The organism is Superficieibacter sp., assembly GCF_032071645.1.
Taxonomy (GTDB): domain Bacteria; phylum Pseudomonadota; class Gammaproteobacteria; order Enterobacterales; family Enterobacteriaceae; genus Superficieibacter.
On record NZ_DAMAPU010000004.1, the window covers coordinates 169,827 to 186,293 of the forward strand.

Annotated in this window: 14 protein-coding genes; 3 read left to right on the forward strand and 11 right to left on the reverse strand. The window is 60.0% G+C overall.

Features of this window, described 5'->3' with window-relative positions:
• Window positions 1-10: 10 nt before the first annotated feature.
• On the forward strand, window positions 11-1,534 hold the full coding sequence (locus tag RT197_RS09905) for an FGGY-family carbohydrate kinase (protein ID WP_312950454.1): 1,524 nt from the start codon (window positions 11-13) through the stop codon (window positions 1,532-1,534).
• 791 nt (window positions 1,535-2,325) lie between these two features.
• Here the strand turns inward: RT197_RS09905 and RT197_RS09910 are convergent.
• Entirely contained in the window at window positions 2,326-3,663 is a 1,338-nt protein-coding gene (locus RT197_RS09910) for an aspartate aminotransferase family protein (protein ID WP_312949845.1), read from the reverse strand.
• Window positions 3,664-3,846: 183 nt separating this feature from the next.
• On the opposite strand from RT197_RS09910, the gene RT197_RS09915 reads away from it, so the two are divergent.
• Window positions 3,847-4,611 carry an SDR family NAD(P)-dependent oxidoreductase gene (locus tag RT197_RS09915; protein WP_312949848.1) on the forward strand — a complete coding sequence of 255 codons (765 nt, stop codon included), beginning with the start codon at window positions 3,847-3,849 and terminating at the stop codon, window positions 4,609-4,611.
• 768 nt (window positions 4,612-5,379) lie between these two features.
• On the opposite strand, the gene RT197_RS09920 is transcribed toward RT197_RS09915, so the two are convergent.
• Genes RT197_RS09920 through RT197_RS09935 form a run of 4 tightly spaced genes read right to left on the reverse strand, consistent with a single transcriptional unit; the run spans window position 5,380 to window position 8,348 of the window.
• Window positions 5,380-6,141 (reverse strand): amino acid ABC transporter ATP-binding protein, encoded by a 762-nt coding sequence (locus RT197_RS09920; protein WP_312949851.1) that lies wholly within the window; start codon window positions 6,139-6,141, stop codon window positions 5,380-5,382.
• Window positions 6,134-6,799 carry an ABC transporter permease subunit gene (locus RT197_RS09925; RefSeq protein ID WP_312949853.1) on the reverse strand — a complete coding sequence of 222 codons (666 nt, stop codon included), beginning with the start codon at window positions 6,797-6,799 and terminating at the stop codon, window positions 6,134-6,136. The genes RT197_RS09920 and RT197_RS09925 overlap by 8 nt, the downstream gene beginning before the upstream one ends.
• A gap of 14 nt (window positions 6,800-6,813) precedes the next feature.
• The gene (locus RT197_RS09930) at window positions 6,814-7,455 is read right to left on the reverse strand and encodes an amino acid ABC transporter permease (RefSeq protein WP_312949856.1); all 642 of its coding nucleotides are present in this window, start codon (window positions 7,453-7,455) and stop codon (window positions 6,814-6,816) included.
• A 41-nt stretch (window positions 7,456-7,496) separates the two neighbouring features.
• Complete coding sequence (locus RT197_RS09935) at window positions 7,497-8,348, reverse strand: transporter substrate-binding domain-containing protein (protein WP_312949858.1); 852 nt, start codon at window positions 8,346-8,348, stop codon at window positions 7,497-7,499.
• A gap of 243 nt (window positions 8,349-8,591) precedes the next feature.
• Here RT197_RS09935 and RT197_RS09940 point away from each other — a divergent pair, with 243 nt between their 5' ends.
• Window positions 8,592-10,055: a PLP-dependent aminotransferase family protein gene (locus RT197_RS09940; protein WP_312949861.1), complete on the forward strand. Its 1,464-nt coding sequence runs from the start codon at window positions 8,592-8,594 to the stop codon at window positions 10,053-10,055.
• Between the two features lie 67 nt (window positions 10,056-10,122).
• Here RT197_RS09940 and RT197_RS09945 read toward each other — a convergent pair whose 3' ends face one another.
• Genes RT197_RS09945 through RT197_RS09970 form a run of 6 tightly spaced genes read right to left on the reverse strand, consistent with a single transcriptional unit; the run spans window position 10,123 to window position 16,465 of the window.
• Window positions 10,123-11,388 carry a Zn-dependent hydrolase gene (locus RT197_RS09945; RefSeq protein ID WP_312949862.1) on the reverse strand — a complete coding sequence of 422 codons (1,266 nt, stop codon included), beginning with the start codon at window positions 11,386-11,388 and terminating at the stop codon, window positions 10,123-10,125.
• Window positions 11,385-12,551, reverse strand: a complete 1,167-nt coding sequence (locus RT197_RS09950) for an amidase (protein ID WP_312949864.1) — start codon at window positions 12,549-12,551, stop codon at window positions 11,385-11,387. The genes RT197_RS09945 and RT197_RS09950 overlap by 4 nt, the downstream gene beginning before the upstream one ends.
• A gap of 17 nt (window positions 12,552-12,568) precedes the next feature.
• The gene (locus tag RT197_RS09955; RefSeq protein ID WP_312949867.1) at window positions 12,569-13,579 is read right to left on the reverse strand and encodes an ABC transporter ATP-binding protein; all 1,011 of its coding nucleotides are present in this window, start codon (window positions 13,577-13,579) and stop codon (window positions 12,569-12,571) included.
• Window positions 13,569-14,612 carry an oligopeptide/dipeptide ABC transporter ATP-binding protein gene (locus RT197_RS09960; protein ID WP_312949870.1) on the reverse strand — a complete coding sequence of 348 codons (1,044 nt, stop codon included), beginning with the start codon at window positions 14,610-14,612 and terminating at the stop codon, window positions 13,569-13,571. The genes RT197_RS09955 and RT197_RS09960 overlap by 11 nt, the downstream gene beginning before the upstream one ends.
• A gap of 3 nt (window positions 14,613-14,615) precedes the next feature.
• Window positions 14,616-15,509, reverse strand: a complete 894-nt coding sequence (locus RT197_RS09965; protein ID WP_312949873.1) for an ABC transporter permease — start codon at window positions 15,507-15,509, stop codon at window positions 14,616-14,618.
• Window positions 15,510-15,511: 2 nt separating this feature from the next.
• The gene (locus tag RT197_RS09970; RefSeq protein ID WP_312949874.1) at window positions 15,512-16,465 is read right to left on the reverse strand and encodes an ABC transporter permease; all 954 of its coding nucleotides are present in this window, start codon (window positions 16,463-16,465) and stop codon (window positions 15,512-15,514) included.
• Window positions 16,466-16,467 lie beyond the last annotated feature (2 nt).

The following is a 16,467-nucleotide window of genomic DNA, read 5'->3' on the forward strand; positions in this document are numbered from 1 at the left end:
GGCGGAACAGATCATGGCGGAGAATAAAGAGATTGTGATTGCCCTCGATGAGGGCACCACCAATGCTAAAGCCGTGGCGATGGATGCGGCAGGCCGCGTGGTGGCGACTTTTTCCAGGGCGCTGAGCATCCGTACGCCGCGCGAAGGCTGGGTGGAACAGCCCGCCGAACTGCTGATTGATGCTTCACTTGATGTCGTGGCGCAGGCGGTTGCTGCCGTCGGCGCTGAGCGCGTGGCGGCGCTGGCAATCAGCAACCAGCGCGAAACGGCGGTGGGCTGGTATCGTCGCAACGGGCAGGCCATCGGCCCGGCGATTAGCTGGCAGTGCTCGCGCACGGCAGCGTTTTGCCAGTCCCTGCGCCAGCAGGGGCACGAGGCGCAGATCAAAGCCGTCACCGGCCTGCCCGTCGCGCCCCTCTTTTCCGCCTCAAAAATGCGCTGGCTGCTGGAATCGGTGCCAAACGGCCTGCAATTAGCCGATGAGGGCGAGATTTGCCTCGGCACGGTAGACAGTTGGCTGCTGTGGCATTTCACTGGCGGCACGGCATTTTGCTGCGACTACTCCAACGCCTCGCGCACCCAGCTTTTTAATCTTCACTACGGACAGTGGGACGACGGGATGCTGGCGCTGTTTGGCATTCCGCGCGCCGCACTGCCGGAGATCCGCCCCTCCAGCGGCGAATTTGGGCGGACGCAAGGGCTGAAAAATATTCCTGACGGCATTCCGGTGCTGGCGATGATCGGCGATTCTCACGCCGCGCTTTTTGCTCACAGTCTGGGTGAAGAGGGGCGCGTGAAGGCAACGTACGGAACCGGCTCGTCGGTAATGGCCCCGGTTTCTTCGGCGCAGCACGACGTCAACGCGCTCGCCACCACCGTCGCCTGGCACGATGGTGAACGGCTGGTTTACGGGCTGGAGGGTAATATTCCCCACACCGGCGATGCGGTGGCCTGGATGGCGGACAGCACCGGTCTTAGCGAACTGCCTGCGGCTGAGCTGGCGCAGCAGCTTAACGCTCTGCCTGCCTCGGTTGAGTCCACGCTCGGCGTCTATTTCGTCCCGGCCCTGACCGGGCTTGGCGCACCGTGGTGGGACGAACAGGCCAGAGGGATGATCCACGGCCTGAGTCGGGGCGTAAAGCGCGCGCACCTGATCCGCGCGGCGCTTGAATCCATCACCTATCAAATCGCCGATGTCGCCGTTGCCATGCGCCAGCACAGCGATTTTGCGCTGAAAGCGTTGATGGTGGACGGGGGACCCACTAAAAATGACTGGCTGATGCAATATCAGGCGGACCTGCTGGGTTGCCCGGTTATGCGCAGCGATGTGGCCGAGCTTTCCGCCACCGGCGCGGCGCTGCTGGCACGCAAAGCGCTGCTGCGGGTGGATGCCGACGGGCTGCGCCCGTTGCTGCCGGAGCATGCTGTTTTTCAGCCGGATATGGCGCGGCACGGCAGATTACAAAAACGCTGGCACGAATGGCAAAGCGCAGTGGAGAAGGTGCGCACGGTGAAGGCGCCGGGCTCGGTTTAGTTGAAGCGTGGCGAGGGTCAGGGAGGGGGAAATGTATATCCCACACGCCCACCCAATTCACCGGACGCCTCCCCTCACCCCAGCCCTCTCCCCGGGGGAGAGGGGGAAAACCGACGCCGGACGTCACCCCGTACTCGGTCAGTTCCCTCTCCCCGGGGGAGAGGGGGAAAACCGACACCGGACGTCATCCCGCACTCGATCAGTTCCCTCTCCCTTGAGGGAGAGGGTCGGCACCTTACCGGCAATTCCCCCTCACCCCAGCCCTCTCCCCAGGGAGAGGGGGAAAACCGACGCCGGACGTCACCCCGCACTCGGGCAGTTCCCTCTCCCTTGAGGGAGAGGGTCAGGGAGAGGGGCGACACCTTACCGGCAATTCCCCCTCACCCCGACCCTCTCCCCGGGGGAGAGGGGGAAAACCGGCACCGTACGTTACCCCGCGCTCGGTCAGTTCCCTCTCCCTTGAGGGAGAGGGTCAGGGAGAGGGGCGACACCGTACCGGCAATTCCCCCCCCCCCCCCCCCCCCCCCCCCCCCCCCCCCGGAAAACCGGCACCGGACGTCACCCCGCGCTCGGGCAGTTCCTTCTCCCTTGAGGGAGAGGGTCGGCACCTTACCGGCAATTCCCCCTCACCCCGGCCCTCTCCCCGGGGGAGAGGGGGAAAACCGACGCCGGACGTCACCCCGCGCTCGGGCAGTTCCCTCTCCCTTGAGGGAGAGGGTTAGGGAGAGGGGGGAAAGCACGCCCCAACCGCTTACGTCAGGCTTCCCCCCCTCTCCGTCCCCAGCAATTCCCTACTTCACCAGCCCGCCAAACTGTCCCAGCACGCGGTCAAAAATCGCTAACCCCTGCTGAACCTGTGCCGTGCTGATGGTACAGGGTGGCACCACGTGAATGCGGTTTTCGACCACAAAACTCAGCACTCCCGCCTCAGTTAACGCGCTTTTGATCGCTGCCATATCCGCTGCCGCGACTGCCGTTTTGCTCTGCCGATCGGTCACCAGTTCCAGCGCCTGAAAAACGCCGCGCCCGCGCACATCACCTATCAGCGGGTGTTTTGCCGCCAGCGCCTCCAGACCCGGACGCAGTATCTGATCGCCGGTGAATGCCGCGTTCTCCACCACTTTTTCCTCCTTCATGGCATCAATGGTGGCAACAATCGCCGCCATCGCCAGCGGATGCCCGGAATAGGTCAGCCCCCCGGCAAAAAAGTGGTCGTCAAAATAATGGGCGATCGGCTCGCTAATCAGTACGCCGCCCGCAGGGGCATAGCCCGCGTTCACCCCTTTCGCAAAGGTGATTAGATCCGGGACGATACCGTCCTGCTCAAAAGCAAACCAGCTTCCGGTGCGACCGAATCCGGCCATCACTTCATCAAGGATCAGCATGATGCCGAACTCATCGGCCAGCGCCCGCACGCCCTGCATATAGCCCGCCGGAGGGACCAGTACGCCCGCCGTGCCGGGGATCGACTCCAGCAAAATGGCGGCGATGGCTTTTGGCCCTTCGCACTCAATCATCCGCCGCAGATGCGCCAGCGCGCGCGTGCATTCTTCCTGCTCATTGCTGGCGTTAAATTCGCTGCGATAAAGATACGGGTTGAAGAAATGGACGTGCCCGCGCGAAAACTCATTCGGTACTCGCCGCCAGTCGCCGGTGGCGGCAATCGCGCTGCCGGTGTTGCCATGATAAGAGCGGTAAGCGGAAAGAATTTTATCGCGCCCGGTATACATCCGCGCCATGCGGATGGCGTTCTCGTTGGCATCGGCCCCGGCGTTGGTGAAAAACACTTTGCTGAACCCTTCCGGGGCCAGTTCCACAATCCGCTTCGCCGCTTCGCCGCGCGCCAGGTTAGCGGTGGCGGGTGCAATCGTCACCAGTTCATCAAGCTGCGCCTTCATCGCCGCCAGTACGCGCGGATGCTGATAGCCAATGTTAACGTTGACCAGCTGGCTGCTGAAATCCAGCCAGCTATTGCCTTCATAATCCCACAGTTCGCAGCCCTGCGCCCCGGCGATGACCAGCGGGTTAAGGTTGCCCTGCATGGACCATGAATGAAAAACATAAGCGCGATCCAACTGACGGACATCGTCGTTGGTGATACCCGTTTCGTCCTGAAGTGCCAGTTTCATGCTCTGCCCCTCTGTCTGGTGTGATTGATGTTTTCATCATCACTGCTCGCTCTGGCACGAGGTAGAGCCAGTCCGGTTAAAAAGTTGTGACACAAGTGTCACAACATAATCTGACGACTGGCTCTGTTGTCGGTCCGGCGGGGTTTTTATAGTGGCGGTTATCCCTCGGCACTGGAGAAGAGCATGGCTGTAAATAAGGTTGTTTTTATTACTGGCGCAACGTCCGGTTTTGGCGAGGCGGCGGCGCAGACGTTTGCCGCAGCGGGCTGGTCGTTGATTCTGAGCGGTCGTCGCCTGGCGCGGCTGGAAGCGCTCAAGGAGCGGCTGGCGCAGCAGGTTCCGGTCCATATTATTGAACTGGACGTGCGCGACAGCGCGGCGGTGCAGGCGGCGGTAGCGTCTCTGCCCGCCGCGTTTGCCGATATCACCACGCTGATTAACAACGCGGGTCTGGCGCTGGCTCCCCAACCCGCCCAGCGGGTGGCGCTGGAGGACTGGCAAACGATGATCGACACCAATATCACCGGGCTGGTCAACGTCGCGCACGCCGTCCTGCCCGCGCTTATCCGCCACGGTACGGGTGCCACGATGATCAACGTTGGCTCCATCGCCGGGCAATGGCCCTACCCTGGCAGTCATGTCTACGGTGCCAGTAAAGCTTTTGTGAAGCAGTTCAGCTATAACCTGCGCTGCGATTTATTAGGCACCGGCGTGCGGGTAACGGATCTCGCGCCGGGGATCGCGGAAACGGAATTCACGCTGGTACGCACCAAAGGCGACCAGGCCGCTTCGGATAAACTGTATCAGGGAACCACGCCGCTAAGCGCCGCCGACATTGCCGATCAAATGTTTTATATCGCGACGCTGCCGGATCATATGAATATCAACCGCGTGGAAGTGATGCCCGTGCGCCAGGCGTGGCAGCCATTTGCCATCGATCGCGACTGAAAACCAGCATCTTTTCTGACGAAATCCCCCCGCTATCGCACCATAAAAAAGCCTGAAAAAAATTTCAGGCTATATACGCGGTGCGCGGGTTTTATCCGATTGGAAGTCGCAAAAACATTGCTGGCTATCGCCCCATTTTCAACTAATCCCCCACCTCCAGCGCCAGACACATCCCAAAAAAACACATCCACTCCCAGCGCAGACTTTTCCGGCTGAAAGTCACAAAGCCATTGCTGGCTATGACCCCACTTCCAGCGCCAGACACATCCCAAAAAAACACACCCACTCCCAGCGCAGACTTTTCCGGCTGAAAGTCGCAAAGACATTGCTGGCTATGGCCCCATTTTCAACTAATCCCTCACTTCCAGCGCCAGACACATCCAAAAAAAACACACTCACTCCCAGCGCGGACATGTCCGGCTGTCAATCGCCGAGTCGTTTCCTGGAGGCCGGGGCGACGCGCATGGACGCGCGTCGAGGGCGTGTGCTTTACAGGATGTAAAGCTCGCGCCCGACCCGAAGCCGGAGGGAATAAGACGAGGGAACCGCGCAGCGGCGATTTACGTGCCGGGAGCCGGGGTCGCCAGGGCGGCGGCGACTGAGCCGCCCTGGCACGTTCACCGACGCGGCAACCCCGTCGATCCCAGGAAAGCAAAGTGAACGGAATTACCGCCCACGCCACATGTATCCCCCCACCCGTTAAGGTGAACGGAATTACCGCCCTCCCCACCTGTATCCCCCCCCCGTCAAGGCAAACGACATCCCCCTTCACCGACAATTCTGCAAAAACCGCCTCACCCGCTCTGAATCCGGCTGACTAAAAAACTTCTCCGGCGGCGCTTTCTCAATCAGCAGCCCCTTCTCCAGAAAAACCACCTCGTCCGACACCTGGCGGGCAAACTCCATCTCGTGCGTCACCACCACCATCGTATACCCCTCGGCGGCAAGCCCTTTCATCACCCCCAGCACCTCATTCACCAGTTCAGGATCGAGCGCTGACGTCGGCTCATCAAACAGGATCACTTCCGGCGACATCGCCAGCGAGCGGGCAATTGCCACCCGCTGTTTTTGCCCGCCGGAAAGGGTAATTGGCCAGGCGTCGGCCTTATGCGCCATGCCGACTTTTTCCAGCTGGCGCAGGGCGATTTCATTCGCCTCGGCGCGCTTCATGCCTTTCACATGCAGCAGCGCTTCGCTGACGTTTTGCTGCACCGTCAGATGCGGCCAGAGATTAAAGCTCTGAAACACCATCCCTACCCGTGCGCGGATGTGCGACAGTTCACGATGCGACATACTTTTCCCCGATGCCTCGTCCACGCCGATACGCTGCCCGCTAATGCGGATCTCGCCGCGATCCGGCTGCTCCAGCCAGTTCATACAGCGCAGCAGCGTTGACTTCCCGGAACCGGATGAGCCGAGGATGCTGACCACCGTTCCCTTCTCCACCGTCAGATTGATATCGCGCAGTACCTCAATATTATCGAACTGCTTGGAGACGTTTTTTACGCTTACCGCCGTGGTTTCAGGCATGGGTGACTCCTCTTTTCGCGCCATATAAACTCAGCCGCTTGATCAGCAGCTCCAGCAGAATGCTAATGCCCCAGTACAGCGCAATGGCGACAATAAAAGCATTAAACGGAATAAACCAGGTGGCCTGCACGCTATTTGCCGCCGCGGTGATCTCCTGCACCGTGATAATGCACAAGAAGGCAGTGTCTTTCAGGCAGATAATCAGTTGATTACCCAACAGCGGCAGCGCGGAAGAAAAAATATTGGGCAGAATAATCCGCCGGAAAACGTTGTAGCGGGAAAATCCCTGGGCTACAGCCGCTTCAACATACCCCGCAGAAAATATCCGCCGCTGGCTGCGTAAAATCTCAAAGAAATACGCCCCGTGATAAATAATCAGCGCCAGCATTCCCGCCGTCCAGGCTTCCATGCTGATGCCAACCTGCGGCAATCCGTAATAAAGGAGATAGGCAAGAATTAAAAATGGCACCGCGCGCATCAGGCTGACAAAAGCAATAATCAGACGGTTAACGACCTTGTATTGGTATTCCTGGATATAGGTCAACAGTACGCCAATCAGCAACCCTGCCAGCGCCGCGACAATAAAAAGCTCCAGCGTTGCCAGCAGGCCGTTGATAAAACTCTCGCGTGCTGACCAGATAATCGCCCATTGATTCATAATTCCTCCCGAAATTATCGCGCCAGACGTTTGGCTTTACGCTCTGCCATTCCCTGAAGCTTCAGCAGCAGGCCAATAATGATGATATACAGCAGCGCCGCCGCCAGGATCGGTGACAGCGGCTCATAGGTAACGGAGGAAATACGATTGGTGACGCGGGTTAAATCCACCACGCCAATCACCGCAATCGCCGGGCTGCCTTTAATCAAAAACGACATCTCGTTTACCAGCGCGGGCAGGCTTTCGATCCACATTTGCGGCAGCATAATGTAGCGGAATCTGGCCCACGGGCGCATCCCGACCGACTCCGCCGCCTCGCGCTGCCCACGCGGAAAATTACGAAATGCGTTGCGCCAGATTTCAGCATTAAAGGCCGAGGTATTGAGGGTTAGCGCCACGATTGCCGCCACGGTTTTATCCAGATTGATGCCAACCGTTGGCAGCGAAAGAAACAGAAAAAGCACCAGCGTAACCAGCGGCGTGGCGCGCGCCAGGCTGATATACACTACCAGCAACTGATCGATAACCGGCAGCTTCATCATGCGGATAAAGGCAATGACCAGGCCAATAACCACGCCAGACGCGATAGCCACACAGGAGATCCAGAGGGTCGTCCATGCGCCTTCAATTAATAACTGCCATGCCATTGAATCCATGTTGCCCTCCTTTTTATTGCGTTTTTATTGCGTTGCGGGTATTACAGACCGGCGAATTTGTGGAACTGTTCCGCATTGGTGATCGGCTCTGTCGGCAGATCGTCATAGGTTTCGCCAAACCATTTTTTCTGTAGCTCCGCCAGCTTGCCGGTTTCACGCAGGTGATTAATAAATTTCGTCATATACGCCAGCAGCTCCGGCGAATTTTTGGGGATCGGCCAGGCCATATATCCGGCCCCGGAAACCGGCAGACCTTTGGCGAAGACTTTTGGTTTCGCTTTCACCAGGTCGTTTACCGAAATCACCACGTTAATCACGTAATCGACGCGTTTATTCGCCAGGTCCGCATACGCTTCGGGATACGACGGATATTCCACTACCGGCCCCAGCTTGCCACCGGTTTTCTCCAGCATCGCCTTCAGTTCCGGCAGACGCGCCAGCAGCGCGCTACCCGCCTGAACGCCAACTTTTTTCCCGCTAAGTGCGGCAATGGTATTTAACGAGTCATCGCCAGCGCGCTTCACAAAATAATGCTGGGCGGAAGCCCACGGCGGGGTGAAATTAAATACGTTAAGGCGTTCATCAGTAATGACTGCGCCGGTCAGCGCCATATCATATTGCCCGGTAGAAACCGAGGCTAATAATCCGGTCCACGGCAGAATGCTCTGATCGACATTAAATTTGGCGTATTTGCGTAACTCCTCCAGCATATCCTTGTTAAAGCCGTCGGTTTTGCCGTTAGTCATAAAATTGAACGGCGCGTAATCATCCTCGGTCGCCACTTTCAGGGTGCCGGATTTTTCAATCGCCGGTAAATCTGCTGCCATCGCGTGACAGGAAAACGCCATCGTCACCGCGGCTGCCAGATAATATGCGCCAACTAATTTTCTCATTTTGCCACCCTCACGTGTTGTACCTGGATTATTCATTCCGGGAACGCTGAAGCCACCGCAAAATATCTCTGCAAGATATATGCCGACTTAAAGCGTCATCCGTAAACGTTGAAGTCGTTTTTACTGTAGGGAGCGTTTTGCGCATTTGAATAGAGCCAGTTTGCCCGCCTCGCTGTGTCAGTCTGTGCGGGGATGGTATGAATATTGCTGCATGACTACAGGCAGATTTCAGAGGAGAGCAGCATGATCCGACACCTGATGCATGTGGATTTCGACCCACAGCGCGGTCTGCAGGAGCAGGTCCGGGAATCGCTGATTAGCGCGATATTAAGCGGCCTGTTTCCTGCCAATACCCCGCTTCCCTCCTGCCGCCAGCTGGCAGGCCAGCTTCACGTCTCACGTAATACCACGGCCCTGGTGTTTGAAAGCCTGGTCAGTGAAGGGTATCTGGTCAGCCGTCCGCGCAGCGGCTATTACCTCAACCCGGATTACCATCCCTCCTGTCAGACGGTGGTGCCAGGCGCACCGCAGAGTGATGAGAATGCACCATGCTGGAGCACGCGGATGAAAATTGCGCCCAGCCAGCAGGAGTCGATCCTCAAACCCGCTGGCTGGATGCACTACCGCTACCCGTTTATTTACGGTCAGCCCGATACGCGCCAGTTTCCGCTGGCGACCTGGCGCTCCGCCTCCCGCTGGCTGTATGGCGGCGTGCGCGAGCCGGACTGGGTGGTGGATCATATCGATCAGGATGTGCCGATGCTGATTGAGCAGATCCGCACGCGGGTGTTGCCGAAGCGGGGGATTGCCGCCGCGCCGGATGAAATTCTCATCACCCTTGGTTCGCAGAATGCGCTTTACCTGCTGACCCGCCTGCTGATGAATCGCGAGACCCGCGTGGCGGTGGAAGATCCGGGTTTCCGCGAGGCGATTAATACCTTTCTGCTGAGCGAAACGGCGGTGATACCGCATCCGGTTGACGGCGAAGGCATCGTGCTCGACGACAGCGTTTGTGATTATTACTACGTGACGCCCGGCCACCAGGTGCCGACCGGGGTCACGATGAGCCGCGCGCGCCGTCAGCAGTTACTGACCCACGCTGCGCGCCATGATGCGGTGATTATCGAAGATGATTACGATTCCGAAAGCAATTTTATGCTTAATCCGCAGCCTGCGCTGAAGGCCAGCGATCGCAGCGGGCGGGTGGTTTATATCAGCAGCCTGTCAAAAGCGCTGTCGCCAGGGCTGCGGCTGGGTTTTATGGTCGCCGATCCCGATCTGATTGATGAAGCCCGCGCGCTGCGCCGTCTGATGTATCGTCATCCGCCAACGAATATTCAGTATCAGATGGCGCATTTTCTCGCCCAGGGACATTACGAAACCCATTTACGCCGCTATCACGACGATTCGGCCCGCCGCTGGGATCGTCTGCACGACGCCCTGCGCAGCGCGTTACCGGAATGCCATATGATGCCAGGGAGCGAGCACGCCAACGCCTTCTGGCTGCGCACGCCGGAGCATATCAGCACCCGGCAACTGACGTGGCGCGCGGCACATGCGGGGGTGCTGATTGAGCCGGGAGCGCGTCACTTTCTCGGCGACACGCCGCCGGATCACTTCTTCAGGATGGGGTTTCACGCGATTGACCCACAGGCGATTGCGCCCGGCGTCGAGGTGCTGAAAGGGCAGTTGATGCGAATGGGGTAGCGGGTTTTCCTGGGTGGGGGAATGTCTGTCCCACGCCCCCACCGACGTTCACCGGACGCGCCTCCCGCTACACTACCCGCGCATACTCCAGAATCACCTGCAACAGCACGTTTGCGCCTGCGGTAACGTGTTCCGGCGAAGCGTATTCGATCTCGTTATGACTAATCCCATCTTTACAGGGAATAAAAATCATCCCGGTCGGGGCGAGGTAGCTGACGTATACCGCATCGTGCCCGGCCCCGGAAACAATCGGGCGCGAGGGGTAGCCAAGCTGCGCCGCCGCCCGGCTGATTGCCGCCTGGCAGTCGGGATGAAACGGCGCGGCGGGATAATGACTGACCTCTTCCAGCGCAATGGACATTCCCGTTTTCCGGCTGACGCTGTCAATATACGCCCGCAGCGCAACGTCCATCTCCGTGACCGCTTCATCGCTGATGTTGCGCATATCCACCGAGAATTTGACCTCGCCAGGCACCACGTTGCGGCTGTTAGGATGCACCTGAACCATCCCCACCGTGCCGCGCCCCTGCTCGCTGCGCTGCGCAATGGCCACCACTTCCTGCATAATCCGCGCGGCGACCTGCATGGCATCCTGGCGCAGATGCATCGGCGTTGGCCCGGCGTGCGACTCCTGCCCGGTGACGATACAGTCATACCAGCGGATGCCCAGCACGCCCTGCACCACGCCGATGATTTTGTCCTCATCTTCCAGAATCGGCCCCTGTTCAATATGCGCCTCAAAATACGCGCCAATGGGATGATCGCCCGGCGTCTGGCTGCCGATATAGCCGATCTTCTCCAGCTCCTCATGCACCGTTTTGCCGTCGGCATCGGTGGCGGCGTAGATAGTTTCCAGCGGAAAGACGCCCGCAAAGACGCCGGACCCCATCATCACCGGGACAAAGCGCGATCCTTCTTCATTGGTCCAGAACACCACTTCGACCGGCGCTTCGGTTTCAATGTTGAGATCGTTAAGGGTGCGGATCACTTCCAGACCCGCCAGCACGCCGTAGTTGCCGTCGAATTTTCCGCCGGTGGGCTGGGTATCAATATGACTGCCGGTGACGATCGGCGGCAGTGACGGGTTACGTCCTTCGCGGCGCATAAAGACGTTGCCGATTTTATCGACGGTGACGGACAGCCCTTCGTCTTTCGCCCAGCCGATCACCCGATCCCGTCCCTGACGATCTAAATCGGTCAGCGTCAGCCGACAGCAGCCGCCTTTCGGCGTCGCGCCAATGGTCGCCAGTTCCATCAGCGATCCCCATAAACGGTCGCCATTGATGCGTGAAGCGTGAATGTCGGCGGCCAGGGCGCTTAAAATGTCACTCATAAAGATCCTCCTGCATAAAGTTGCGTCGCCAGCGAGACCAGCAGGCGGTCGCTGCCGCGCGGGCCAAGTAATGAGATACCCAGCGGAACACCGTCGATCGTGGCGACAGGCAGCGTGACCTGCGGGCGCTTTGTCAGTACCGACAGCAGCAGCAGATCGTGGGAAACGCGCCGCGTGGTTTCGATTTCTTCCGGCGTTGCGCTGAGTCGCGGCGCAACGTCGGTGACGGTGGGCATCACCAGAATGGCGTCGCCCAACTGCTCGTCCCACCAGCGGGTAAATTGCTCGCGTACCTGGCAGGCATAGTCAAACTGCTCTGCGCTGACCGCCTTGCCCCATAAAAAGCGCTCGCCGACATCCGGCCCCAGTTGCAGGCCGTAGCGTTCGATGGTTGCGCCCTGAGATTGCCAGGCCTCGTAGCCCTGAATCTGGCGGAACGCGAGGTAGATGGTGTCGATATCCGGCAGGGTCGCCGTCAGTTCGCGCATCTCGCCAAAGCCTGCGATGACTGCCGCCAGCGCCTGCTGGCTGTGGGCGGGCAGTCGTTCGAACAGTCCAGGGTGCCAGGCCAGCCGCACGGTGGCGGGCGCAGGGCGATCTTCTCCCAGCAGGCAATCGGCGACGGCGTTGAACACATCCGGCGTGCGGGCAAAAAATCCACAGGTATCCATGGTCGCGCACAGCGGCTGACAGCCTGCCAGCGAAATGCGGCCGTGCGTCGGACGCAGGCCAAACAGTCCGCAATAGCTGGCGGGGGTGCGCACCGAGCCGCCTGTGTCGGTGCCGAGGGCAAAATCGCACAGCCCGTTAGACACCGCCGACGCCGAGCCGGAGGACGAGCCGCCCGGAATACGGTCGTGGGCCGCGCCGTTACGCGGCGTGCCGTAGTGGATATTGTGCCCGCTCATTGAGTAGGCCAGTTCGCTGGTGTGCGTTTTGCCGATAAAGCGCGCGCCGCTATCCAACAGGGTTTGTACCACTGGCGCATGGCGGGTTTTGATACCGGAAAGCGCCAGCATATGTGGATTGCCGCCGCCGGTGGGGTAGCCCGCAACGTCAAAGAGATCCTTCACGGCAAAGCTCAGACCGGAAAGCGGCCCGCTGGCGGCGTGTTGCACCGGCGCGGCGGGGTAAGGCATAAAAGCGCGAACGTCATCCTGCATGGGTTTTCTCCTCGGGATCAGGCGGTGGCAAAGTGTTGGGTGGCGGTCGCCGACAGTTCGCGCCAGCGGTGGCAGCTCACGTTATGCCGCTCGCCCGCCTGCTCGATAATCGGCTGCTGCTGCGTGCAGACGGGCTGCGCATGCGGACAACGATCGGCAAAGGCGCAGCCCGGCGGCAGGCGGGAAAGATCTGGCGGCGAACCGGGGATGCAGCGCAGGGCATCGCCCTTCTTCAGACCCTCTTTCGGGCGGCTGCCCAGCAATACGCGGGTGTAAGGGTGACGCGGATGCCGGAGGATCTCTTCAATGGGTGCTTCCTCAACGATGCGTCCGGCGTACATCACCGCGACCCGGTCGGCGATTTCCACCGCCGCGCCGATGTCGTGGGTGACAAAAATAATCGACAGGCCGCGCTGTTTTTGCTGCTCGCGCAGCAGGATTAAAATCTGGATCTGGACCGTCGCGTCCAGCGCGGTGGTCGGCTCGTCTGCCAGCAGCAGTTGGGGATTACAGGAGAGCGCCAGCGCAATCATCGCCCGCTGGCGCATCCCGCCGGACATCTCATGCGGAAAAGCATCCAGCCGCCGTTCCGGGCTGGGAATGCGTACCTGACGCAACGCTTCCAGCGCCCTCTCCCGCGCGGCCTGGCGTGATAATCCTTCGTGACGGCGCAGCCCTTCACAAATTTGTTGCCCGACGGTGTACACCGGGTCGAACGCCAGCAGCGGCTCCTGAAAAATCATCGCGCAGCGCGCGCCGCGATAGCGCCGTAGCTGTGCGGCGTTCATGTCCAGCACGGATTCCTCACCCACCTGCACCGTCCCGGAAAGCACGGCGCTTTTCGGCGGATGCAGGCGCATCAGCGCGCGCAGCGTGACGCTTTTACCGGAGCCGGACTCGCCGATCAGCGCCATCACCTCGCCTTTTTTTACGTCGAACGAGACGCCGTTGACGGCATTGACCGTCTGCCCGTCGCGGCGAAATTCCACCTGGAGATCGCGAATATGTACATAAGGTTCAGGCAACATGGCTCACCTCCTGGACGCTAATGTCGCGGTGCCAGGCGGAGCCGGGCTGGGCCATCAGGCAGGCGCTCTGGTGTCCCTGGCCGACCGTTTCCAGCCGGGGATGTACCTGTGAGCAGACCGCTTTTGCATGAGGGCAACGGGTATGAAACCGACAGCCGGAAGGCGGCGAAATCGGGCTGGGCGGATCGCCGGAGAGCGGCGACACCAGCGTGCGGCTGGACGGGTCCATCGACGGCATGGAGCTTAGCAACGCGCGAGTATAAGGATGCGCCGAGGCGGTAAAAAGCTGCTCCGCCGGTCCCACTTCCACCACCTCACCGAGATACATCACCAGAATGCGGTCCGACAGCCAGCGCACCACATGCAGGTCGTGGCTGATAAATACGTAGGTCAGATCCAGCGTGCGTTTGAGATCCTGCAACAGTTGCAGCACCTGCGCTTCAACCGATTTATCCAGCGCCGAAACCGCTTCGTCGAGGATCACCAGCCGTGGCTTCATCGCCAGCGCGCGGGCGATGTTGACCCGCTGGCGCTGCCCGCCGGAAAGCGCATGCGGATAGCGATGGGCGAAGCGTCCCGGCTCCAGGCCGACATGCGCCAGCAGATAGCGCGCGTACTCGCTGGCCTCTTTCTGGCTGACGCCGTGAACCCGCTGACCGAAGGCGATGCTCTCTTCCATCGTCATGCGTGGATTCAGCGAAGCGTAGCTGTCCTGAAAGACCATCTGCACCTGACGGCGAAAAGACTTCATCGGCAGGCGCGACGAGCCAACTTCCAGCCCGTCAAAAATCAGCTCGCCGCTGTCCTGATTAAGCAGTTGCATCAGCAGGCGCGCGGTGGTGGATTTGCCGCAGCCGGACTCGCCGACCACGCCCAGCGTTTCGCCTTTAATCACCTCAAAGCTGACGTCATCTACCGCCCGCACCACGTCGCGTCCCTTACGCGTGCCTGAATGAAAGTGTTTCACCAGATGATCCACCTTCAGCAGCGGCTGCGCCGGTCCGCCGATATCGACATTCACAAAAGGTTGCATCGCTTACTCCTTAATCGCCATTGCGGCGCGCAGGCGGTCCGCCAGAATATTGAAGGAAATAGAGGTGATAAAAATCATCACCCCCGGCAGCGCGGCGACCCACGGCTGGGTATAAATCGCCGTGCGCAGCGTGTTAAGCATCAGCCCCCATTCCGGCTCCGGCGGACGCACGCCAAGCCCGAGAAATGACAGGCCAGAGGCGAGGATCATGCACACCGAAATCAGGCCGGTAGAGAAGACAAAAATCGGCCCCAGCACGTTGCCCAGCACCTGCACGCGGATAATGGTCAGCGGGCTGGCACCGGTGGCGCGCGCGGCCTCAATGTAGTCCATATGCCGCACCTGGGCGGTGACGCTTTCGGCAATCCGCGCCACCTGCGGCACAAAAACCAGCGTCAGCGACAGCAGCGCATTGCCGATGCCCGCCCCCATCGCGCCGGAAAGCGCAATCGCCAGCAGCACCGACGGAAAGGCGTAAAACACATCGATGGTCCGCATGATGAGGGTATTGGTTTTTCCCCCGGCATAACCGGCGATGACGCCAATCGCCCCGCCGATAAAAAACGCCAGCACCACCGGCACGATGCCCATAAACAGCGACAGGCGCGTGCCGAGAATGAGCCGCGAGAGCATATCGCGCCCCAGTTCGTCTGAGCCGAGCGGAAAGCCTTCGCTGCCAGGCGCTTTCAGGCGCATAAACATGGAGGTCTGGTACGGATCTTTGGTGATGAGCCACGGGCCAAACAGTGCCAGCATCAGCAGCAGAAAAATAATGCCGCCGACCACCACGCCCGTCGGGTCGCGCAGCAGGCGCATCAGCACGCCATACCAGTAGCCGTGTGTCGCCGCGAACGGTGCGGCAGCCGGGGCCAGTTTCGGCGTTACGGTGTCCACCATAATCAGCTCCTTTTAATACGCGGATCGAGTGAGGTCTGGAGGATATCCACCAGCAGATTGAGCAGGACAAAAAACAGCGCCAGCACCCAGATCGTGCCCTGGAGCAGCGGTAAATCGCGCTGGAAGATAGCGGTGTTGAGCAGCATCCCGGTGCCGGGCCACGAGAAGACCGTTTCCACCAGAATCGAGCCGCCCATCAGGTAACCGACCTGTAGCCCCATCACCGCCAGCGCGGTAGGCGCAGCATTTTTAACGACGTGCAGGAAGATGCGCGATTCGTTCAGGCCGCGCGCGCGCAGGCCCACAATAAATTCCTGGCTTAAAATATCCGCCACCTGCGAGCGCACCGTGCGGGCGATAATCCCGGTCGGGATCACCGATAGCGTGATGGCGGGCAGCAGCATAAATTGCAGGTGCTCCCAGTCCCACTGCCAGCCGCTCTCGCCAATCGGCCCGCCGCCGGTCGCGGGCAGGAGGGCCAGCTTGACGCAGAACACGATCACCAGCAGCATCCCCAGCCAGTAATGCGGAACGCTGACGCCAAAGACCGACAGCACCGACGCCAGGCGGTCAATCACGCTGTTACGAAAATAGCCCGCTACAAAGCCAAACAAACTGCCAAGCACAAAGCCCGTCAGCGTTGCCAGTAGCGCCAGGCGCAGCGAGTAGCTGACCGCGTTCATCACCTCATCAATGACCGGTCTGCCGGTAGCGACAGAGAGTCCGAGATCGCCATGCAGCGCCCGCCACAGCCAGTGGGCAAACTGCATCGGCAGCGGTTTATCAAAACCGTAGGCCTGCATCAGCGTCTGGCGCAGCGCTTCGGACGCATCCGGCGGCATGACCGATACCAGCGGATCGCCCGGCGCTATCTGCACCAGCAAAAAGCAGATAATGGCAACCCCCAGCATGGTCGGAACGGCAAGTAAAACGCGATAAAAGAGCGTGCTGATCATGG

Coding starts and splice junctions, on each gene's coding strand:
- RT197_RS09910 (WP_312949845.1), bottom strand. CDS start 3,663: ATGAAACTGGCACTTCAGGACGAAACGGGTATCACCAACGACGATGTC.
- RT197_RS09955 (WP_312949867.1), bottom strand. CDS start 13,579: ATGTTGCCTGAACCTTATGTACATATTCGCGATCTCCAGGTGGAATTT.
- RT197_RS09960 (WP_312949870.1), bottom strand. CDS start 14,612: ATGCAACCTTTTGTGAATGTCGATATCGGCGGACCGGCGCAGCCGCTG.
- RT197_RS09930 (WP_312949856.1), bottom strand. CDS start 7,455: ATGGATTCAATGGCATGGCAGTTATTAATTGAAGGCGCATGGACGACC.
- RT197_RS09965 (WP_312949873.1), bottom strand. CDS start 15,509: ATGGTGGACACCGTAACGCCGAAACTGGCCCCGGCTGCCGCACCGTTC.
- RT197_RS09940 (WP_312949861.1), top strand. CDS start 8,592: ATGATCCGACACCTGATGCATGTGGATTTCGACCCACAGCGCGGTCTG.
- RT197_RS09935 (WP_312949858.1), bottom strand. CDS start 8,348: ATGAGAAAATTAGTTGGCGCATATTATCTGGCAGCCGCGGTGACGATG.
- RT197_RS09970 (WP_312949874.1), bottom strand. CDS start 16,465: ATGATCAGCACGCTCTTTTATCGCGTTTTACTTGCCGTTCCGACCATG.
- RT197_RS09945 (WP_312949862.1), bottom strand. CDS start 11,388: ATGAGTGACATTTTAAGCGCCCTGGCCGCCGACATTCACGCTTCACGC.
- RT197_RS09950 (WP_312949864.1), bottom strand. CDS start 12,551: ATGCAGGATGACGTTCGCGCTTTTATGCCTTACCCCGCCGCGCCGGTG.
- RT197_RS09925 (WP_312949853.1), bottom strand. CDS start 6,799: ATGAATCAATGGGCGATTATCTGGTCAGCACGCGAGAGTTTTATCAAC.
- RT197_RS09915 (WP_312949848.1), top strand. CDS start 3,847: ATGGCTGTAAATAAGGTTGTTTTTATTACTGGCGCAACGTCCGGTTTT.
- RT197_RS09920 (WP_312949851.1), bottom strand. CDS start 6,141: ATGCCTGAAACCACGGCGGTAAGCGTAAAAAACGTCTCCAAGCAGTTC.